This is a genomic window from Streptomyces sp. NPDC048671 (genome assembly GCF_055587045.1).
Window position 1 is genome coordinate 28,579 of the sequence record NZ_JBVJHB010000003.1, and the last position, 20,629, is coordinate 49,207.

Annotated in this window: 19 protein-coding genes; 10 read left to right on the forward strand and 9 right to left on the reverse strand. The window is 70.9% G+C overall.

All coding sequences use genetic code 11. From position 1 onward, the window contains the following. Window positions 1-107 precede the first annotated feature (107 nt). Window positions 108-1,457 carry a lysine N(6)-hydroxylase/L-ornithine N(5)-oxygenase family protein gene (locus ACZ6S6_RS07020; protein WP_362958189.1) on the reverse strand — a complete coding sequence of 450 codons (1,350 nt, stop codon included), beginning with the start codon at window positions 1,455-1,457 and terminating at the stop codon, window positions 108-110. Between the two features lie 249 nt (window positions 1,458-1,706). On the opposite strand from ACZ6S6_RS07020, the gene ACZ6S6_RS07025 reads away from it, so the two are divergent. Next, a complete protein-coding gene (locus tag ACZ6S6_RS07025) occupies window positions 1,707-2,654 on the forward strand; it encodes a methionyl-tRNA formyltransferase (RefSeq protein WP_362958186.1) in 948 nt (315 codons plus the stop codon). 84 nt (window positions 2,655-2,738) lie between these two features. Here ACZ6S6_RS07025 and ACZ6S6_RS07030 read toward each other — a convergent pair whose 3' ends face one another. The 4 genes from ACZ6S6_RS07030 to ACZ6S6_RS07045 form a co-directional block, all read right to left on the reverse strand. Further along, window positions 2,739-3,581 carry a carbohydrate ABC transporter permease gene (locus tag ACZ6S6_RS07030; RefSeq protein ID WP_469704265.1) on the reverse strand — a complete coding sequence of 281 codons (843 nt, stop codon included), beginning with the start codon at window positions 3,579-3,581 and terminating at the stop codon, window positions 2,739-2,741. Then, window positions 3,578-4,531, reverse strand: a complete 954-nt coding sequence (locus tag ACZ6S6_RS07035) for a carbohydrate ABC transporter permease (RefSeq protein ID WP_362958180.1) — start codon at window positions 4,529-4,531, stop codon at window positions 3,578-3,580. Before ACZ6S6_RS07035 ends, ACZ6S6_RS07030 begins: the two co-directional genes overlap by 4 nt. After that, entirely contained in the window at window positions 4,528-5,922 is a 1,395-nt protein-coding gene (locus ACZ6S6_RS07040; protein WP_469704266.1) for an extracellular solute-binding protein, read from the reverse strand. Before ACZ6S6_RS07040 ends, ACZ6S6_RS07035 begins: the two co-directional genes overlap by 4 nt. Before the next feature lie 116 nt (window positions 5,923-6,038). Further along, window positions 6,039-6,839, reverse strand: coding sequence for an SDR family NAD(P)-dependent oxidoreductase (locus ACZ6S6_RS07045; RefSeq protein ID WP_362958174.1), 801 nt, complete (start codon window positions 6,837-6,839; stop codon window positions 6,039-6,041). 180 nt (window positions 6,840-7,019) lie between these two features. Here ACZ6S6_RS07045 and ACZ6S6_RS07050 point away from each other — a divergent pair, with 180 nt between their 5' ends. From ACZ6S6_RS07050 to ACZ6S6_RS07085, 8 genes are all read left to right on the forward strand, one after another. Next, a complete protein-coding gene (locus ACZ6S6_RS07050; RefSeq protein ID WP_362958172.1) occupies window positions 7,020-8,138 on the forward strand; it encodes a zinc-dependent alcohol dehydrogenase in 1,119 nt (372 codons plus the stop codon). 92 nt (window positions 8,139-8,230) lie between these two features. Beyond that, window positions 8,231-8,974, forward strand: a complete 744-nt coding sequence (locus tag ACZ6S6_RS07055; protein WP_362958169.1) for a FadR/GntR family transcriptional regulator — start codon at window positions 8,231-8,233, stop codon at window positions 8,972-8,974. A 51-nt stretch (window positions 8,975-9,025) separates the two neighbouring features. Beyond that, a complete protein-coding gene (locus tag ACZ6S6_RS07060; protein ID WP_469704267.1) occupies window positions 9,026-10,756 on the forward strand; it encodes an IlvD/Edd family dehydratase in 1,731 nt (576 codons plus the stop codon). 71 nt (window positions 10,757-10,827) lie between these two features. Beyond that, window positions 10,828-11,757: a dihydrodipicolinate synthase family protein gene (locus ACZ6S6_RS07065; RefSeq protein WP_469704268.1), complete on the forward strand. Its 930-nt coding sequence runs from the start codon at window positions 10,828-10,830 to the stop codon at window positions 11,755-11,757. Beyond that, on the forward strand, window positions 11,754-12,710 hold the full coding sequence (locus ACZ6S6_RS07070; protein ID WP_469704269.1) for a sugar kinase: 957 nt from the start codon (window positions 11,754-11,756) through the stop codon (window positions 12,708-12,710). Before ACZ6S6_RS07065 ends, ACZ6S6_RS07070 begins: the two co-directional genes overlap by 4 nt. Window positions 12,711-12,730: 20 nt before the next feature. Beyond that, complete coding sequence (locus ACZ6S6_RS07075) at window positions 12,731-13,345, forward strand: bifunctional 4-hydroxy-2-oxoglutarate aldolase/2-dehydro-3-deoxy-phosphogluconate aldolase (protein ID WP_362958157.1); 615 nt, start codon at window positions 12,731-12,733, stop codon at window positions 13,343-13,345. A 142-nt stretch (window positions 13,346-13,487) separates the two neighbouring features. After that, on the forward strand, window positions 13,488-14,552 hold the full coding sequence (locus ACZ6S6_RS07080; protein WP_362958154.1) for a lipoate--protein ligase family protein: 1,065 nt from the start codon (window positions 13,488-13,490) through the stop codon (window positions 14,550-14,552). Window positions 14,553-14,635: 83 nt separating this feature from the next. Next, on the forward strand, window positions 14,636-14,785 hold the full coding sequence (locus ACZ6S6_RS07085) for a hypothetical protein (protein WP_469704270.1): 150 nt from the start codon (window positions 14,636-14,638) through the stop codon (window positions 14,783-14,785). Window positions 14,786-14,788: 3 nt separating this feature from the next. Here the strand turns inward: ACZ6S6_RS07085 and ACZ6S6_RS07090 are convergent, their stop codons facing one another. Together ACZ6S6_RS07090 and ACZ6S6_RS07095 are read right to left on the reverse strand one after the other, a co-directional pair. Then, a complete protein-coding gene (locus ACZ6S6_RS07090; protein ID WP_362958149.1) occupies window positions 14,789-16,240 on the reverse strand; it encodes an amidase in 1,452 nt (483 codons plus the stop codon). A 196-nt stretch (window positions 16,241-16,436) separates the two neighbouring features. After that, a complete protein-coding gene (locus ACZ6S6_RS07095) occupies window positions 16,437-16,787 on the reverse strand; it encodes a hypothetical protein (RefSeq protein WP_469704271.1) in 351 nt (116 codons plus the stop codon). Window positions 16,788-17,000: 213 nt separating this feature from the next. On the opposite strand from ACZ6S6_RS07095, the gene ACZ6S6_RS07100 reads away from it, so the two are divergent. Beyond that, the gene (locus tag ACZ6S6_RS07100) at window positions 17,001-17,771 is read left to right on the forward strand and encodes a hypothetical protein (RefSeq protein WP_469704272.1); all 771 of its coding nucleotides are present in this window, start codon (window positions 17,001-17,003) and stop codon (window positions 17,769-17,771) included. Here the strand turns inward: ACZ6S6_RS07100 and ACZ6S6_RS07105 are convergent. Both ACZ6S6_RS07105 and ACZ6S6_RS07110 read right to left on the reverse strand, forming a co-directional pair. Then, window positions 17,734-19,284 carry an NCS1 family nucleobase:cation symporter-1 gene (locus ACZ6S6_RS07105; protein ID WP_469704273.1) on the reverse strand — a complete coding sequence of 517 codons (1,551 nt, stop codon included), beginning with the start codon at window positions 19,282-19,284 and terminating at the stop codon, window positions 17,734-17,736. The two genes, ACZ6S6_RS07100 and ACZ6S6_RS07105, sit on opposite strands and share 38 nt — an antisense overlap. A 75-nt stretch (window positions 19,285-19,359) precedes the next feature. Next, window positions 19,360-20,361, reverse strand: a complete 1,002-nt coding sequence (locus ACZ6S6_RS07110; protein ID WP_362958138.1) for a TIGR03842 family LLM class F420-dependent oxidoreductase — start codon at window positions 20,359-20,361, stop codon at window positions 19,360-19,362. Window positions 20,362-20,629 lie beyond the last annotated feature (268 nt).

Sequence of the window (20,629 nt, forward strand, 5' to 3'; positions counted from 1 at the left end):
CACTGTGCGTGCCGGGCCCGCCGCGTAAGGGGTACGGCCGGCGGGCGGGGCGGTGTGGGGGGCGGACCGATGACGGACCAAAAATGGGGGGTGCCCAAGGCGCGTGCCTAAGGCGTGGCGACGCCGTCGGCGAGCGGGCGGGGCTCGTCCGGGACGTTCTTCAGGCCGCGCTCGACGATCGAGTCAAGGATCTCGCCGACCCTGATCGCGGTGTTGGAGAGCAGCGACGAGGTGATGCCGTGGGTGTGCTCGGTACCGCCCTGGAGGTAGATGCCGCAGCGCAGTTCGTCGTCCGTCGCGATGCGGTAGTCGCGCTCGACGCGGACGCGGCCCTCCTCGTCGCGGTGGCAGTGGCGCGCGACGTCTCCGAGGAGGCCGAGGGGCTCGACGGGGCTGTACCCGGTGGCGAGGACCACGACATCGGCCTCCAGCGTGCTCTCCTCGCCGGTGACCAGGGACGTGACGGTGGCCCGGACCTTGTCCCCGGTCTCCTCGACGCCGGTCAGCCGGGAGATGTTGACGAAGCGCAGCCGTTCGGTGCCGAGCACCTTCTCCTGGTACGCCTGGCGGTACAGGTCGTCGATCAGATCGATGTCCACCACGGAGTAGTTGGTGTTGCCGTGGTAGCCCATCAGCTTGCGCTTGATGTCGTCCGGGGCGGTGAAGTACTCGTCGACCGCCTCCGGGTCGAAGATCCGGTTGGCGAAGCTGCTGTCGTCGGCCGGGCTGTAGCCGTAGCGGGAGAAGACGGCGCAGACCTCGGCCCGCGGGAAGCGGCGGTGGAGGTAGGCGACGTTCTCGGCGGCGCTCTGACCGGCGCCGACCACGACGAACCGGGTGGGGTCGGTGCCCTCCAGGGCGTCGACCTTGGCCAGCAGATCGGAGTTGTGCCAGACCCGGTCCGTGCGCTCGACGCCCTGCGGCATCAGCGGGCGCAGCCCGGTGCCGACGACGAGGTTGCGGGCGCGGTGGACCACCGTCTCGGTACCCGAGCGGGCCGTCACATCGACGTACTCCACGACTCCGTCACGCAGGACGGGCTCGACGGAGATCACCTCGTGGCCGTACGACACCATGTCGTCGACCTTCGCCGCGGCCCACTCGAAGTAGTCGTGGAACTCCACGCGGAGCGGGAAGAGGTTCTTGCCGTTGACGAAGTCGATCAGCCGGCCCCTGCTCTGGAGATAGCGCAGGAACGTGTACTCACTGGACGGGTCCCGCAGCGTCACCAGGTCCTTGAGGAACGACACCTGCATCGTCGCGTCGTCGATCAGCATGCCGCGGTGCCAGCCGAAGGCGGGCTGACGCTCGAAGAAGTGCGCCGTGACCGCCTCCCGCCTGCCGACTCGCGCGTTGTGCTCGCTGAGCGCGATCGCCATGGCCACATTGGACGGCCCGAAGCCGATTCCCATGAGGTCGTGGATCAGAGGTGCGTCGCCAGGATCAACCTGTGACATGTCACTCCCATCGTGCGGGACAGCCGCCTGTCAGGCGTGGACGAAAAGAACGGGACGCGGGCCCACCGAGAGCGGCAGCCAGTCGAACTTAGGTAAAGCTAACCTGACTTCAATGGCCCTGTCGACCAGACAAAACCGGACCAATGGCCAGGCGCCCTACCTAACGCACCGGAATTCAGGGCCCGTTGCGTCATTAGGTAAGGCTTGCTTTACTTGACGCCGATCAGTCGCTCACCTGAGGAGGAACCCATGCGGGTCGCCATGTTCGGTTACCAGACCTGGGGCCACCGCACCCTGCAAGCCCTCCTGGACTCCGAACACGACGTGGTGACAGTCGTGACGCATCCCAAGAGCGAGCACGCGTACGAGAAGATCTGGAGCGATTCGGTCGCGGACCTGGCCGAGGAACACGGCGTCCCGGTGATCATCCGCAACCGGCCCGACGACGAGGAGCTGTTCCGGCTGCTCCAGGAGGCCGCCCCGGACATCATCGTCGCCAACAACTGGCGCACCTGGATCCCGCCGCGCATCTACGACCTGCCCCCGCACGGCACCCTGAACGTCCATGACTCGCTGCTGCCCAAGTACGCCGGCTTCTCGCCGCTGATCTGGGCGCTCGTCAACGGCGAGAGCGAAGTGGGCGTCACGGCCCACATGATGGACGAGGTGCTCGACGCCGGTGACATCGTCGACCAGCGTGCGGTGAAGGTGGAGCCCGCCGACACCTCCGTGGACCTGTTCCACAAGACCGTCGAGCTGATCGCCCCGGTCACCATCGGCGCGCTGGATCTGATCGCCTCCGGGCAGACCGAGTTCACCCGGCAGGACCGCTCGCAGGCGACGTTCTTCCACAAGCGCGCCGAGGAGGACATCCGCATCAACTGGGACTGGCCCGCCGACGCGCTGGAGCGACTGGTCCGGGCCCAGACGTCGCCGTACCCGAACGCCTTCACCTTCCACCGCGGCAAGCGGCTGGAGGTGATGTCCGCCGTCGTGTCCGAGGGCCGCTACGGCGGAACGCCCGGCCGCGTCTTCTACCGCGAGGGCGAGGGAGTCGTGATCGTCGCCGGCGCCGACGCGCGCACGGGCCTCAACCACGGCCTCGCCCTCACCCGGGTGCGGACCGAGGACGGCCGGGAGCTGCCCGCGACCGAGTACTTCACCTCCATGGGCGGATACCTCACCACCCGCCCCTGAACACCAGGCAGCACTTCGTCCCGCCGGATGAACTCCGGCGGGACGAAGTGCTGGGCGCTGGGCGGGCTGCCCGTCGCACGGGTCTCAGCCCTTGACCGCGCCCATCGTCAGCCCCTTCACGAGGAACTTCTGGAAGGCCAGGACGATCACGAACGCGGGCAGGAGCAGCATGGTCGCGGCGGCGGCCAGGGCCCCGAGGTTGACCGACTGGAAGCCGACGAAGTTGAACAGTCCCACCGGGGCGGTGGTGTGGTTCGACGTCAGGATGAGGGCGAAGAAGAACTCGTTCCAGGACAGGAGGAAGGAGAGGACTCCCGCCCCGACCAGACCGGGTACCGCGAGCGGTGCCATCACCCTGCGGAAGGCGCTCCAGTGGGAGCAGCCGTCGACCAGGGCCGCTTCGAGGAGTTCCCGTGGCAGACCGTTGAAGGTCTCGATGAGGATCCAGGTCACGATGCCGATCACGACGATGACGTGCATCAGGGCGAGGCCCCAGATGGTGTCGAGCAGACCGGTGTGGCGGTAGATGAGGTAGAAGGGCAGGGCGACCGCGACGGGCGGCGCCATCCGTGTGGAGAGCACCCAGAATTCGTAGTCGCGGGCCCGGTGGGTACGCAGATGGACCAGGGCGTACGCGGCGAGCAGGCCCACGGCCAGGGCGATGGCCGTCGCGACGACCGCGACCTGGAGGCTGTTGAGCAGCAGCGCCCGCATGGGCGCCTCGGTGAATGCCTGCCGATAGGCGTCGAGAACGGGTTCGAAGATCCACTTCGGGGGGAAGGCGCTGATGTCGATGGGCTTCTTCAGGCTCATCGAGATCAGCCAGTAGACGGGGAACAGCGTCCACAGCGTGAACAGCGCCAGGCCCGCGGTGCGCAGCGCCGCGGCGACCGGGCCCGCGTGCAAGGGGGACGAGGAGCGGCTCACGACTGGTCCTCCCGGCTCATGAGGCGCATGACTACCTTTCCGAAGACGATCGCGGCGATCAGGAGCAGGGTGGACACGGCGGCTGCCTTGCCGAAGTCGAGGAACTGCAGACCGGTGCGGTAGGCGAGCATGTTGAGCGTCGTGGTGGCGTCACCCGGACCGCCGGCCGTCAGGACCTGGAAGCTGTCGAACGCCTTGAGCGAGTCGATGCCCCGGAAGAGGACGGCCAGGATCAGGAAGGGCCTGATGTGCGGCAGTACCACGTACCGCAGGCGCTGGAGGGCGGTGGCGCCGTCCACGTGCGCGGCTTCGAGGGTCTCCCCCGGCAGGCTGCTGAGGGCGCCGAGGAGGATGACGATGACGAACGGGGTCCACATCCACACGTCGACGAGGATCATCGTGGACATCGCGGAGAACGGGGTGCCGAGCCAGTCGGGCTGGGGCAGTCCGAGCGTCCCGAGGAGATGGTTGACCACGCCCTGGGTGGGGTCGAGCAGAACCTTCCAGCCGAAGAGCACGGCAACGGGGGTCGCGGCCATGGGCAGGATCAGCGCCGCGCGCAGTACCCGGTGTTCGCGGCGCAGGCCGTTGAGCCCGAGCGCCACGGCGAGACCGAGCACCACCTGGACCGCGACCGCGAACACTCCGAAGACGAGGGTGAGCCGCAGCGCGGACCAGAACTGGCTGCCGCCGAGCAGATCGGTGTAGTTGCGCAGTCCTATGAAGTCGCCCCCGCCGCTGGCCGTGCTGTCGGTGAGGCTGAGCCACAGGGAGTAGGCGAAGGGGAAGGCGGTGAGGGCGAGGAGCATCACCGTCATCGGTACGAGCATCAGGCGCCGGGTGCGTATCGCCTCGGGGGTGTCGCTGCTGGGGGCCCGCCGGGGGCGCCCGGCAATGGTGCGGCCGGGTCCGGTGGTGGCGCGGGCCGGGGTCATGGGCTGGCTGGTCACAGCACCCCCTTCAGAGTGCGCCGGGCCTCGGCGAGAGCGCTCTGAGCGCTCTGGCCGGAGGTGAAGACGGAGTTGACCGCGCGGGCGAAGGCGTCGCCGACGGCGGGCCACTGAGGATTCATCCAGGCGAGGGTGACGGGCCGGCTGTCGGCGCGGCGCAGGGTGTGGAGCGCGGCGTCGGCGGCGTCGGCGCCGAACGCTTCGCGGAAGCGGGGGTCCTGCCAGGCGGAGATCCTCGGCGGGGTTCCGCCGGAGGCGGCGATCTGGGCGGCGCCGGGGCGGCTGGTGGCCCACTGGAGGAAGAGCCACGCGGCCCGCTTCTGCTTGCTGCGCCGGTTGATCCCCATGATCCAGTGGAAGATGTTCGGCTTGCTGACCCCGTTGTGGGAGGGGAAGGCCGCGGCCCGGATCAGGTCGGGGTAGCGGCTCTTCTCCTTGTTCCGCAGGTCGCTGGAGGCGTTGGAGGAGTCCTGGAGCATGGCCACCTGGCCCTGCTGCATGGCGGTGGTGATCTCCAGCCACGACCAGGTGGACACGCCCTTGGGGCAGGCGTCCCGGACGATGTCGGCGTACTTCTGGACTCCGGCGACCGCCTGGGGCGAGTCGAGGGCGAGCGCTCCGTCGGGATCGATGAGATAGCCGCCGTAGGAGAAGACGTAGCCCGCGGCGGGCCAGGCGACCGCGTCGGCGGTGGGTTTTCCGCGGAGCGCGATGCCGGCCGGAGTCTTCCCGGACTTGGCCGCCTTCCGCGCGGCCTCGTGGAGGCCGTCGAAGGTCGTGAGGGATTCCGGGGAGGTGACGACGTCGCCGCGGTAGAAGGTGACCTGTGCCTCGGCGGTGATGGCCGTCCCGAGGGAGGTGCCGTCGGGGCGGCGTACGTAGTCCCGCGCGCTGGCGAAGATGTCCTTCTGGTCGTACCAGGAGAGGTCGGTCAGTCCGGGGTCGGCGAGGTAGGGGTCCAGGGGTTCCAGCCAGCCCGATTCGGCGGCCTGGCCGTAGGACCAGACCATGTAGACGTCGGGGGTGCCGGAGTCGCCTGCCAGGGTGATGGGCATTTTGGCGACGTACTGCTCTTCGCCCGACACCTGGATGCGGACGTTGATGCCGGTCAGGCGCTGGAACTGGCCGAGGTGCGGGCGTATCGCCGTGATCCAGGGGTGCTGGAGGGCGCCGAGGGTGAGGGTGGTGCCCTGCTCCGCACGCCAGTCGATGTCCGCGCTGGTGAAGGCGTCGGTGTTCTGCCCGCCGGAGCCGGTGGCAGTCAGTTCGGTGGGCTGGGCGCACGCGGCGAGGAACCCGGTGGCGGGGACGGCTGCGAGCGTGACTGCGCCGGTCCGGGCCAGGAAGGTCCGGCGGCTGGGCGGCTCGGGCGAACGGAAGGGCCCGGTCATGGTGCTTCCTGCAACGGCATGGGTCGCTCCCTGAGGGTGGGACGGGCGGATTGTGGTCAGGGGGGAGGCACAGCGGTGGAGCGCGGGAAGGCGGAGCGGTGGGGTCCCGCGGGGGGTCAGCGGGTGGCCGGCGGGTCCTGGAGGAGCGCCGAGCGGCCTCCGTCCACGGTCAGGCTGGTGCCCGTGGTGAAGGGGGACTCCTCGGCCGATGCCAGGAACCGGATGGCCCGCGCCACCGCGTCGGGGTTGCCGATACGGCCCAGGGGGTGGAGGGCGTCGACACGGGCCCGCTCGGCGGCGGGATCGGGGAATCCGCCGAAGTAGACGTCGTTGACGGCGGTGTCGATGTATCCCGGGCAGACCGCGTTCACGCGGATGTCGCGGGTCGCGAGTTCGACGGCCAGGGACTGAGTGAGTGCGAGGACCCCGGCTTTGGCCACGTTGTACGGGAATATTCCGGGCATCGTGGCCGACGCGTGGTTCGAGGCGACGTTGACGATGGCGGCGGGGCCGGTCATCACCCTGGCCGCGGCGCGCGAGCAGAGCCAGACGGCCCGCAGGTCCAGATCGAGGCAGCGGTTCCAGTCGTCCAGACCGGCGGCCTCGGTCCCGGCGAAAACATTGGCCCCGGCGTTGTTGACCAGGACGTCCAGCCGGCCGGTGAGCTCCAGGACCCTGCGGATCAGCCGGTCGGGAGACTCGGGGTCCGCCAGGTCGGCGGGCACGAAGTGGGCGGCGGCGCCCGCGTCGCGCAGCTCGGCCGCCAGGGCCTCGCCGTCGGTCTCCTCCAGGCCGTGGATCACTACCTGGGCGCCGTCTGCGGCGAGCAGCCGGGCCGTCGCGGCGCCGATGCCACGGGTCGACCCGGTGACCAGGGCGGTCCGCTTCTTCCAGAACACGATCTCGGCTCCCTTCATCGGATGCCTGCTGGGTTCAATGACCGAATGCCTATCAGATAAGTTGCGAAGCGAGAAGGGTCAGTTCGCCACTGTTGTCCGTTCCGTAACTTCCGGAGAAGCGAAAACGGCTGGTGGAGGGTGTGAACGCATCGACGAGGCATTGCCAAACATCACTGCTTATCTGATAAGAATGCGTCCATGACTGTGAACCGCGTCGTCACGCTCCCCGCACCCAACGCGCCGCTCGAAGTCCGCGAGCAGCCTCTCCCGCCCGTTCTGGATGACCAGCTGCTGGTCCGAGTGGAGCTGGCCGGAGTGTGCGCGACCGACCTCCACATCCAGCGCGGACACATCCCCGACTTCGTCTATCCGTCCACGCTCGGGCACGAACTCGTCGGCACCGTCGAGCGCTTGGGCCCGGACTTCGGCACTGACGTCACGGGCCGCGCGCTCGCCGTCGGCGACCGGGTCGTGGTCATGCCGGCGACCCCCGACGGCACCTGCCCCTCCTGCCGCCGCGGCGGACGGCTGCCGGCGTGCGACGGCTGGGACGTGATCGGCTTCTCCGAGCCTGGTACCCGCCCCGCGGGCGGCGGTTGGGGGCAGTACGTCCTGTGCACCTCCGCACGGGCCCGGGTCTTCTTCACCGGGGCATCCGCCGAGGTCGGTGTCCTGACCGAACCGGCCGCCACCCCCGTGGAGGGCCTGACCCGCGCCGGACTCGGCTACGGCGATTCCGTTCTCGTCCAGGGCACCGGCACCATCGGGCTCCTCGCCATCGCGGCGGCGCGTGCCTTCGGCGCCGGCCGCATCACCGCCATCGGCGGCCCGGCCCGCCGCCTGGAGATAGCCAGGTCGCTGGGCGCGGACGAGGTCATCGACATCGCGGGGGTCCCCGACGGTGCGACCCGGATCGAACAGGCGGTCGCCGCCTCTCCCCACGGCCTCGGCTACGACGTCGTCATGGAGTGCGCGGGGGTGCCGAGCACCCTCGCCGAAGGGCTCTCCTGCCTGGCCTCCGGTGGTACGTACATCGAGCTCGGCCACTTCTCCGATGTCGGTGACGCCACCATCAACCCCTATCGGCACCTCCTCTCCCGAGACGCGCGCCTCGTCGCGGTCAGCGGATACACCCCCGACGCCTTCCGGCGCGCACTGCGCGTCGTGGAGAACCTCGGCGAGGCCGCGGCGTCCCTGATCACCCACCGCCTGCCGCTGGACCGCGCCCAGGACGCCGTCGACGCCCTCTCCCCCGAAGGTGGTTACCGCCTCGACGGCGAGGCGGTCGGCAAGATCGTCATCGATCCCTGGATGTAACGGACCGTCACCGGGCCTACGGCCTCACCCGCGGGTGAGGCCAATTACGGTGACCGCAGCACACGGAAGATCCAGGGGAAGGAAGCACGCGGGTGACGAACAGTCCGGGTACGACATGGAACGAGGCGGGGGCACCCGCACCGGTACGACGGGTCACGCTGGCCGACCAGATCGCCGAGCAGATCATCGAACGCATCATGCGGCTGGGCCTGCGTCCCGGCGACGAGATCCCCTCGGAGGGCGAACTCGCCCGGCAGTTCGGCGCGAACCGGCTCGCCGTCCGCGAGGCGATCCGTACCCTCGTCGCCCGCGAGATCCTCGCCTCCAGCCAGGGGCGCCCGGCCAGGGTCACCATCCCTTCGTCCGCCGTACTCAGGCAGACCCTGGAGTTCCGGCTCCACCAGCAATCCCTCGACCTGGGCGAACTGGTGGAGAGCCGCCGGGTGATCGAGGGCGAGCTCGTACGCCAGGGCGCCCGGCGGGTCGCGGCCGGGGAGGCGTCCGCCGAACCGGCCCGACTCCTCCTCGAGGAGATGGCGGGCGCCCAGCACGACGCCGAGCGGTTCGTCGCCCTCGACGTCGCCTTCCACCACGCGGTCGCCGAGACCGCCGGCAACCGGCTGCTGTCCCTGATCCTCGAATCACTCGAAGGCGTACTGCTCGCCTCGCGACGGGCGAGCTTCGAGGGCCGTTCGCGGGCGGGACTGAGCCAGGGAACCACCCTGCTCGCCCACGCCCACATCCTCAACGCGGTCGCCGCGGGCGACCCGGAAGCGGCCGGTGCCGCGATGGCCGACCATCTCTCCGACACCGCCCGGGACCTGAACACCCCCTGACCGGACCACCGGCGGACACCCACCAGCACCCATGAGAAGGAGCAACGGCCGATGGAGCCACAGGCCCGTCCCGAACTGCGTAGCAGGAGCTGGTTCGGCGACCAGAACAAGAACGGGTTCATAGCCCGGCACCACCTGCGTGCCGCCGGTTTCGGCGGGCACAACTTCGACGGCCGGCCGGTCATCGGCATCTGCAACACCTGGTCCGAACTCACCCCGTGCAACGGCCATCTGCGCATCCTCGGCGACGCGGTACGGCGCGGCATCCTCCAAGCGGGCGGCCTGCCCCTGGAGTTCCCGGTGATGTCGCTCGGTGAACCCTTCCTGCGCCCCACCTCGATGCTCTACCGCAACCTGATGGCGATCGACGTCGAGGAATCCCTGCGCGCCAACCCGCTGGACGCCGTGGTCCTGCTGACCGGCTGCGACAAGACCACCCCGGCAGCGCTCATGGGCGCGGCCAGTGCCGACCTTCCGGCGATCATGCTCACCGGCGGTCCGATGCTCAACGGCACCTTCCGGGGCAAGCCGGTGGGCTCGGGCACCGACATCTGGCGGATGACCGAGGATCTGCGGGCCGGACGGATCACCCGTGCCGACTTCGAGGAGTTCGAGAGCGGTCTGAACCGCTCCGCCGGGCACTGCATGACCATGGGCACCGCGTCCACGATGGCGTGTCTGGCCGAGACGCTGGGCATGCAACTGCCCGGCGCCTCCGGGCTGCCCGCCGTCGACGCCCGCCGCGGCACCCTCGCCGAGGCGACCGGGGCGCGGGCCGTCGAACTGGCGCGGGAAGGGCTGCGGCCCTCCCGGATCATGACCCGTGAGGCGTTCGAGAACGCCATCGTGGTCAACGCCGCCATCGGCGGCTCGACCAACGCGGTGCTCCACCTCCTGGCGATAGCCGGACGGGTCGGGGTCCCGCTCGGTCTCGACGACTTCGACCGGCTGGCCACCGCCATGCCCCTGCTCGTGGACCTGATGCCGTCGGGCCGCTTCCTGATGGAGGAGTTCTCCAACGCGGGGGGCCTGCCCGCGCTCCTCAACGACATCGCGGACCATCTGCACCGTGACACCGTCACAGTCACCGGCCGCACCCTGGGCGAGAACTGCGAGGGGGTACCCGTCTACGACCGTCAGGTACTGCGCCCGATGCATGACCCGGTACAGCCGGCCGGCAGCGGAACCGCCGTTCTGCGCGGATCGCTCGCCCCCGGCGGCGCGGTCATCAAGCAGTCGGCCGCCTCTCCTCATCTCCTCAGCCACCGCGGCCCCGCCCTCGTCTTCGACTCCCTGGAGGAGTACGGGGCGGTCGCCGACGACCTCGATCTGCCAGTGACCGAGGACACCGTTCTGGTGGTACGCAACACCGGGCCGCGCGGCTATCCGGGAATGCCCGAGGTCGGCAATCTGCCGCTGCCCCGACGCCTGCTCGAACGCGGTGTCACCGACATGGTCCGTATCTCGGACGCCCGGATGAGCGGCACCGCGTACGGCACCTGCGTCCTGCACGTGGCCCCCGAGGCGGCCGTGGGCGGCCCCCTGGCGCTGGTGCGGACCGGTGACGAGATCGAACTCGACACCCCCGGCCGCCGGCTCGTGCTCCATGTCGACGAGGCCGAACTCACCCGCCGCCGAGCCGAGTGGCAGCCGCCCGCGGAGCACACCGAACGCGGCTGGACCCGGCTCTACACCGACCACGTCCTTCAGGCGGACCGAGGAGTCGACCTCGACTTCCTGGTCGGCTCCAGCGGCGACACCCCGCCCCGCATCGCCTTCTGACGCGGCGTCCGGTAAACGGGTGCGCCCGCCCGGTCCCGCCGCCGTCCCTCCACCGAACAACCGGGAGTCCCATGCCCACCGACCTGCCCGCAGTGCCGGGCGTCTCCCCCGTCCTCCAGGTGCCGTTCCACTCCGACGGCAGCCTCGACGAGGCCGGCTTCGACACCGTCGTCACCCGGGTGCTCGGCACTGGCGTGCGCTCGGTGATGTTCCCCGGCTTCGCCTCGGAATACCACAAGCTCACCGAGGACGAGCGCGCCCCGCTGCTGGAGATCCTGCTCGGCCACACCCGCGGCCGGGACGACGTCTGCGCGATCGTCGCGGTCCACGACCACGGGACCATCCCCGCCGTGCGCCGGGCCCTGGCAGCCGCCGAAGCGGGCGCCGACGCGCTCAATCTGCTGCCGCCGCACTTCCTGGGGCCCTCACGGGAAGCCGTCACCACCCATCTGGCGACCGTGCTCGACGCCGTCGCTCCCCTGCCCGTCGTCCTCCAGTACGCCCCCGCGCAGACCGGCACCGCCCTGGACGCGGCCACGATCGGCCGGCTCGCCGCCGACCACCCGAATCTGCGGATGGTCAAGGTCGAATCGCAGCCGCCGCACCGCCTCGTGGAAGCGCTGGCCACCGGCACACCGTCACTGCCCGCCATGATCGGCTACGCGGGGGTCCAGCTGCCCGCGGCGCTGGAGGCCGGAGCGGTCGGAGTCCAGCCCGGCTGCACCTTCACCGAGATCTACCAGGAGATCTGGGATCTGCACCACGCCGGCCGCCCCGGCGAGGCCCGGGACCTGCACGCCAGGCTGCTGCCGTACATCTCCACCTGGATGCAGCACGTCGAGCTGATCGTCGCGGTGGAGAAACTGATCTCCGTACGCCGGGGGTGGCAGGCATCCGAGCACTGCCGCGCACCCGGCTGGACACTGGACCGCGTCGAACGGTCGCTCGTGGACCGCTTCCTCGTCGAGTTCGCCGACAGGCTGCCCGGGGTGACCGCGTGAAGCCGCCCGAGGTCATCACCTTCGGTGAGGCCATGGCCCTCATGCTGGCCGAGCCCGGCAGGCCCCTGGAGCACGCCGACACCTTCCGGCGCTCGGTCGCCGGCGCCGAGTCCAACACCGCCGTCGCCCTGGCCAGGCTGGGCCACCGCGTCGGGTGGTTCGGCCGTGTCGGCGACGACGCCTTCGGCCGTGCCGTCCTGCGTACCCTGCGCGGCGAGGACATCGACGTCTCCCGCGCCCGTACGGACGACGCCGCCCCCACCGGGATGATCGTGCGCGACTGCCACGCCGAACGCACCGTCGAAGTGCTCTACCACCGGGCCGGCTCGGCGGGCAGCAGGCTCCACCCGCAGGACGTCGACACCGCCTACATCGCCTCCGCCCGTCTGCTGCACATCACCGGGGTCACCGCGGCACTGTCCGCCTCCGCGCTGGACGCCTGCGTCGCCGCCGCGGACGCGGCACGGGCAGCCGGCACGACGGTCTCCTTCGACCCGAACGTCCGGCACAAACTCCTTCCCACGCGGTCCTGGCCGGCGCTCCTGAGACCTCTCATCGAACGGGCCGACATCCTCCTGGCCGGTGCCGACGAGGCCCAACTGCTCACCGGCGCCCCCGACCAGCGGGGAGCCGCGGACGAACTCCTCACCCGCGGACCGGGCCTCGTCATCCTCAAGGACGGCGCGCGCGGGGCTCGGGCCACCGACGGAACCGGCCACTGGGCCGTGCCCGCCCGGCCGGTCACCGCCCACGACCCGGTCGGGGCGGGCGACGCCTTCAACGCGGGGTTCCTCTCCGCCCATCTGCGCGGTCTCCCCGTACCGGAGGCGCTCGCCGAGGCCGCCACCGTCGCGGCGCACGCCGTGCAGATACCCGGAGACCTCGACGGACTGCCCACCGCCCGGCAACGCGACACCGCCCTCGCGGGCGGCGCCGGCACCATCATCCGCTGACCGAGATACGGAGACATACCGTGTACCGCTGGGAACAGCTCAACCTGATCACCCGCCAGAAGGTCATCGCGATCGTCCGCGCCCCATCGGCCGAGCAGGCCATGGAGAAGGCCAGGACATGCATCGACGCGGGGCTGCGCGTCGTGGAGATCTCCCTCACCACGCCGGGCGCCCTCGACGCGATCCGGCAGATCGCCGCCGAGCACGAGGACGCGCTCATCGGTGCCGGCACGGTCCTGGACGAGACGTCCGCACGGGCCGCGATCCTCTCCGGAGCCCGGTTCCTCGTCTCGCCGTCGCTGCACCGTGAGGTGATCGCCTGCGGCCACCGCTACGGAGCCAGTGTCCTCCCCGGCGTCGACAGCCCGACCGAGGCCATCGAGGCGCTCTCGGCGGGGGCGGACGCGGTCAAGCTCTTCCCCGCCAGCCGCTGGACGCTGGAGTCCTTCCGCGGCATGCGCGCCCCGTTCCCGCAGATCCCGTTCGTCCCGACCGGCGGGATCACGGCCGCGTCCGCGCCCCTGTGGATCGCGGCCGGCGCCATCGCGGTCGGCATGGGGGCGTCGCTCACCGACGGACCGCTCCAGGAGGCCACGACCCGCGTCGAGGAGCTCACCACAGCCCTGAACCGCTGACACCGGAGCGGCGAACGCCCCCTCTCGCTCTTCCGCCGTCACGCACGGGCATTAAAGTGCGATGTGAAGTATGTGCGTGTCCATCCGGATGCCGGAGCGACAGGCTCAGGATCCACACCGCGCGCTGGAAGGGAACGAAGCCGTGCATGGCGAGTACAAGGTGCCCGGCGGCAAGCTTGTCGTCGTAGATCTGGACGTCGAGGAAGGCGTACTGCGCAACGTCCGCGTCGCCGGGGACTTCTTCCTGGAGCCCGACGAGGCGATCCTCTCGATCAACGGGGCCCTGGAGGGCGCCCCTTCCTCGACGGACGCCGCAGGCCTGGCGGCCCGGATCACGGCGGCGCTGCCGGAGTCGGCCGTCATGTTCGGGCTGAGCGCGGAGGGCGTCGGCATCGCCGTTCGGCGAGCCCTGGCCCACGCGACCGAGTGGAGCGACTACGACTGGCAGCTGGTGCACACAGGACCGCAGCCCCCGGCCCTGCACATGGCGCTGGACGAGGTCCTCACCGCCGAGGTGGCCGCCGGGCGGCGGGCGCCCACGCTGCGGGTCTGGGAGTGGGCGTCGCCCGCTGTGGTCATCGGCAGCTTCCAGTCGCTGCGCAACGAGGTGGATCCCGAAGGGGCGGCGAAGCACGGGATGACCGTGGTGCGCCGTATTTCCGGTGGCGGGGCCATGTTCGTGGAGCCCATGAGCACGATCACCTACTCGCTGTCCGTGCCGGAGTCGCTGGTGTCGGGCCTCTCCTTCGCCGACAGTTACGCCTACCTCGACGACTGGGTCCTGGGCGCACTCGGTGACATGGGGATCAAGGCCTGGTACCAGCCCCTCAACGACATCGCCACCGAGGCCGGCAAGATCGCCGGTGCCGCCCAGAAGCGGATGGCCGGCACCGACGGTGGTCCCGGAGCCGTCCTGCACCACGTGACCATGTCGTACGACATCGACGCCGACAAGATGCTCGAGGTCCTGCGCATCGGCAAGGAGAAGATGTCCGACAAGGGCACCAAGAGCGCCAAGAAGCGCGTCGACCCGCTCCGCCGTCAGACGGGCCTCGCCCGTGAGCAGGTGATCGAGAACATGATCGCCTCCTTCCGCAACCGCTACGGGCTGACCACCGGCGCAGTCACAGCGCGGGAGCTGACCCGGGCGGAGGAGCTCGTCCGCACCAAGTTCGCCAGTGAGGAGTGGACCGCCCGGGTGCCGTAGCCGGGCCCCGGCGGGCTCCGCTCAGCGCTTCGGTTCGCGCGGGGTGACGAGCACCCGGACCGCTACGACGCGATGCGGACGCGGTGGACTTCTTCGTCTCGCGCGCCCCCGGCCGCGGCGTCTGCGAAGCGACGCGCGCGGCGATGGCCCGCGCGCTGCTGCCGCACGAGACCCCGCGCGGGATGCTGCTGCGCGCGGGGGTGTGGGTGGTCGGCGCCCGCCGCCCGGAGTGACGCCTACGGCACGGCCGGCGGGCGGTGTTCGTACCAGCGCAGGGCGGCCTCCAGCTGGGCGGCCAGCGAGATCAGCCGTTCCTCGCTGCGGGAGGGGCCGAGCAGCTGGGCGCCCACGGGCAGGCCGTCGGAGGTGAACCCGGCGGGGACGTTGATCCCCGGCCAGCCCAGTACGTTCCAGGGCCAGGCGTACGGGCAGGCCTCGGCGATCGCCACGTCGGTGCGCCAGGCGCTCAGCCCGTCGAAGCTGCCGATCCGGGGCGGCGGGAGGGCGGTGGTCGGGGTGAGCAGCACATCGAATCCCGAGCCGGCCCGGCCGCGGGAGGGGTGGAACAGCGCGCCGATCCGGCGGTGCTGGCGCACCTCGCGCTCCCTGGCCGCCCGCACCACCCGGCCGCCGAGCCGGGTGCCGGTGCGCAGGGCGCTGCGGGTGCGCGCGTCCAGGAGCGCGGGCTGGGGGTGCAGCGCGGCGAGTTCGGCGATGCCCGCGGTGGCGCGGGGCACGAAGCCGAGGCCGATCAGCCCGTAGCGGGGGCGGGCCTCCTCGACGTGGTGGCCCAGTGCGGCCAGGGCCTCCGCGAGCGCGGTGACGGCGCGCCGTACCTCCGGGTGGGGCGCGGTCCGCGTGAGGGTGAGCGGGGGCCGCCAGGCGACGGCGATGCGCAGCCGGCCCGGGTCGCGGCGGGCGGCGGCGCGGGCCTCGACGGGCGGCGGGCGGTGCGGGTCGTCGGGGTGGGCGCCCGCGACGGCGTCCAGGAGCAGGGCGGCGTCGCCGACGGTCCTGGCCAGCGGTCCGTTGACGGTGAGGCCCTGGAAGGCGTCGCTGTGCGGGTGGACGGAGATCCGGCCGCGCTGCGGTTTGATGCCGACGAGGTGTGTCCAGGCCGCCGGAATGCGGACCGACCCGGCGCCGTCGGAGCCGAGCGCGGCGGGCACCAGCCCGGCGGCGACGGCGGCCGCCGAACCGCCGGACGACCCGCCGGGAGTGTGGTCGGTGTTCCATGGATTGCGGGTGGCGCCGAAGGCCGGCCCTTCGGTGAACGGCCACTGGCCCAGTTCGCAGGAGTTGGTCTTCCCGACGATCACGGCGCCGGCGGCACGCAGTCTGCGTACGGCCTCGCTGTCCGCGGTGGCGGCGGGCAGCTCCCCCGCGCAGCCGAAGTAGGTGGGCATCCCGGCGACATCGGTGTCGTCCTTGACCGCGACGGGCACGCCCAGCAGCGGCAACCGCTCCCCCGCGGCCAGCCGGCGGTCGGCCTCGGCCGCCTCCGCGAGTGCGGCCTCGGCCCGCAGGTGCCGGAAGGCGTTGAGGGTGCCCTGACTCGCCTCGATCCGGGCGAGGGCGGCGGAGACCAGCTGGGTGGCGGTGGCGCGGCCGTCCGCCAGGGCCCGTGCGCTGTCGGCCAGTCCGGCCGGAGCCGCCACGTCCGTTCCGATGGATCGCGCTGAGGACATGTGCTGCCCGCCTCCCTCGTACCGTCAGGTGCGCGCACCTGTCCGCCCGAACGAACTTACTGGAGGGTAACGAGTTGGGGTGGTCCGCTCAACCGTCCGGCGGGGAGTGTCGGGTACCGCTCGCGGGAACGCGTGGGGCCGCGGGAGCGCTCGCGCTCCTCCCGCGGCTCCACGAGCCCGAGGAGCCCTGCGAGCTCTACGGCTGGACCGTGATCTCGCCGATTCCGGTGCCGAGGCCCGCGCAGTGCGCGGTCGACTGGCCGGACTGGCCCGGGTTGAGCGTGACGTGCTCACCGTCGACGTCCGGGGACCAGCCGCAGACCAGGTGCACCCAGAAGGTCTGCGTCGCGCCGCCGTTGTTCCGGCACAGCGCGTAGCCGGTGTAGTCGTCGACGGCGTGCTTGCCCGTGTCGCAGGACAGGCCCGGCGGCGTCGCCGCCGGGGCGGCGGCCGAGGCCGCCGTGGCCAGGCCTGTGCAGAGCGCGAAAGCCGCGGTCAGGCCCGCGACAGCGGCGCCCCGCAGGACGGTCGCGGACAGAGTCCGCATGGTGTTCCTCATGATTCCCTCTCGGTCGTGACGAACCGGGTGCCGTGGCAGCCGTCCCCCCGCCCCCTTAACCGAAATCACCCTCACGACGTCACGCTGTGCACCCATCCGGTGACCGTCCGTCCGCCGGGCGGCCGGCCCTGCTCCGGCGTACGCTCAAAAGATCGGACCGAAGACCTGAACAGCCCCGCCATGACCTTTCGAGGAGGCGACGTGACCGGTCCACACCTCGGCACACGCCCGGCCGCATGGACCGCGGCGATCGTGCTCACCGTCACCGGCAGCGGCCTCGTCGGCGGCGTGGCGCAGGCGGACGACATCGGTGATCTCACCGCACAGCAGATCGCCGACCGCGCCCGCGACGCCCTGCTCGACGCGCACTCCCTGCACCTCAGCACACGCGGGGACCTCGGCAGGGACAGTACGCCGATGTCCGTGGACCTCACCCTGGACCGCAGCGGCAACTGCGAGGGCTCGGTGGACCTCGGCAACAGCCAGGGCTCGGTACAGATCGTCAAGCGCGGCAACGATGTCTGGGTCAAACCGGACGCGGACTTCTGGAAGAACCAGGTCCCCGACGGCGGCTCGGCCTTCGCCGCGATCCTGAACGGCCGCTACATGAGGGCCTCGGCCACCGATCCCCGGCTGCTCACGCTGACGAAGGCGTGCGATCTCGACACCTTCCAGCAGCTGGTCAGCGACAACGCGGACAACGACGCCGGCACGCTCAACAAGGCCGCGCCGACCACCCTCGGCAAGGCGTCCGTCATACCTCTGACCAGGATGCGGGAGAACATGACGCTGGTCCTGTACGTGGCGGCCACCGGTAAGCCGTACCCCCTGCGGCTCACCCTTCAGGGCGACGGGGCGGACGCGACCGTGGACTTCTCCGCGTTCGACAAGCCGGTGCCCACGTCCACGCCGCCGCCGGACCAGTCGTTCGACATCAACGCCCTGCTGGGCCGTTCGACGGGGACGGCGTGACGTCCGGCCGGCCGGTGAGCACCACGTACAGCACCAGCGACGAGGCCAGCCCCACCGCCCAGCCGTAGTCGGCGAGGGGTTTCAGGAACGGGATCAGCCCATCGGCCGGGAACGGTCCCTTCCCGGGCTCGGAGTGCGAGCCGCCGACCGCCAGGACGCCGCCGACGGCGAAGGCGGTGACGGCCCGCCAGTTCCAGCCGTTGGTGTACCAGTAGCGGCCGCCCGGCCGGTAGAGGTCGGCGAGGTCGAGCACGGTGCGCCGGACGATCCAGTAGTCGGCGATCAGTATGCCGGCGACCGTACCCAGCAGCCCGCCGACGAGACCGAGCCAGGTGAAGATGTACAGCTCGGGCGTCTCGGTGAGCTTCCACGGCATGATCAGCACGCCGACGACGCCCGTGACGAGCGCGCCGGTACGGAAGTTGATGAGCTTCGGCGCGAGGTTCGCCAGGTCGTACGCGGGTGACACCACGTTCGCCGCGATGTTCACGGAGATGGTCGCGATGAGCACCGTCACCAGGGCGTAGAGCAGTCCGAAGACGTTGTCGGTGCGGGCGACCAGCTGGACCGGGTCCCAGATCGCCTCGCCGTACACGGCCTGCGAACCGGAGGTCACCAGCACCGAGAGCAGCGCGAAGAGCGTCATCGTGGTGGGCAGACCGAACGACTGGCCCCGGATCTGGGCGCGTTGGCCCGCGCCGAAGCGGGTGAAGTCGGGGATGTTCAGCGAGAGCGTCGCCCAGAAGGCGATCATGCCCATCAGGGAGGGGAAGAAGACCGGCCAGAAGTCCTTGCCCCAGCCGAGCTTCGAGGGCTGGTCGAGCAGCGGTCCGAAGCCGCCCGCCTTGACGGCGACCCAGACCAGCAGCACCACCGCGCCGACGATGACGAAGGGCGCCGCCCAGTTCTCGAACCGGCGCAGGGCGTCCATCCCCCGGTAGATAATGGCGAGTTCGACGGCCCAGAACACCGCGAAACAGAGCCAGAGCGTCCACGGCTGCCCGCCGATCTCGGACGCCTTCGCCCAGCCGCCGAAGATCTTCCCGAGCAGGGTGAAGATGCCGACGCCGCCGATCCAGGTCTGGATGCCGAACCAGGCACACGCCACCGCGGCCCGGATCAGAGCCGGCAGATTGGCGCCGCGCAGCCCGAACGAGGCGCGGGCCAGCACCGGGAACGGGATGCCGTACTTGGGTCCGGCGTGCCCGGTGAGCAGCATCGGACCGAGCACGATCAGGTTGGCGAGCGCGATGGTGAAGACGGCCTGTTTCCAGTCCATGCCGAGGGCGACGAGGCCGGAGGCGAGCAGCCAGGACGGGATGTTGTGGGCCATGCCGACCCAGAGCGCGGCGAAGTTGTACGTCGTCCAGTCGCGCCGCTCCAACGGGACGGGCAGCAGGTCGTCGTTGACGAACCGGTTGTCGGTGGGGACGGTGCCCGGGGCGAGTCCGATGCGGCCCGGGGCCTGGGATATCCGGTCCCGCGGTGGTGGCGGTGGGACGGTCGATGTCATGACGGCTGGACCCTTCGCTCGGAATCGGTGCCGTGCGGGGCGGGGCGCGGGACGGGTACGACCGGGGGGAGGCGGTCAGCCGGAGAGGGCGGGGATGATCTCGGCGCCGTAGGCGTCGATGGTGGCCTCGCGGGCGTCGTGCATGTTGTAGACCGCGAACTGGTCGACGCCCAGGTCGCGCAGGGCCCGGAGCTTCTCGATGTGCGCGGCCGGCGGTCCCAGCAGGCAGAACCGGTCGACGATCTCGTCCGGTACGAAGTTCGTGTCGGGGTTCCCGGCCCGGCCGTGGTGGCTGTAGTCGTAGCCGGAGCGTCCCGCGATGTACGCCGTCAGCGCCTCGGGGACGAGGCCGGAGTGCTCGCCGTACCGGGTGACCAGGTCGGCCACGTGGTTGCCGACCATGCCGCCGAACCAGCGGCACTGCTCGCGGGCGTGGTCGAGGTCGTCTCCGACGTAGGCGGGTGCGGCGACGCAGATGGTGACGGAGTCCGGGTCGCGGCCCGCCTCGGCCGCCGCGTCCCGTACCGCTTTGATCATCCATTCGGTGAGGAAGGGGTCGGCGAGCTGGAGGATGAAGCCGTCGGCCTTCTGCCCGGCGAGCGCCAGGGCCTTGGGACCGTAGGCGCCCATCCAGACGGGCAGTTTGCCGTCCTTGATCCAGGGGATCTGGACCGGCTGTCCGTCGATGACCGCCTCGCGCCCCTCCGCGAGGTCGCGGATGGCGTCCATCGCCTCACCGAGCCTGGCCAGGGTGTTGGGGCGGCGGCCGGCCACCCGCATCGCGGAGTCGCCGCGTCCGATGCCGCAGACCGTCCGGTTGCCGTACATGTCGTTGAGGGTGGCGAACGTGGAGGCGGTGACCTCCCAGGTGCGGGTGGACGGGTTGGTGACCATGGGCCCGACCACGAGGCGTTCGGTGTGTTCGAGGATGCGGCTGTAGATGACGAAGGGCTCCTGCCAGAGCACCGCCGAGTCGAAGGTCCAGCCGTAGCGGAAGCCGTTGCGCTCGGCGCGGCGCATCAGGCCGACGACGGCCGAGGCGGGCGGGTCGGTCTGCAGAACGAGTCCGAAGTCCATGCCAGGTACTCCTAGTCCAGGTACTGACAGGTGGCGCGCGGGGTGTACATGCCGTGACCGGCGCGGCCGGTGAAACCGGCGTGCCGTCGTAGTCGCCCAGTGCGCATACCGCCCTCGGATCCTTCCACACGGGTCCTCGACGGGCCTTGCGCGACGCGGCCCCGAAAGCGAGCCGCGGGGGACGATTCTGGACTGCTTTCCCGGCTTTGGGAAGAGGTCCTCTACGCGCGTCCACTGGTCATCCGCGAGCGCTGCTGGCACCAGGTGC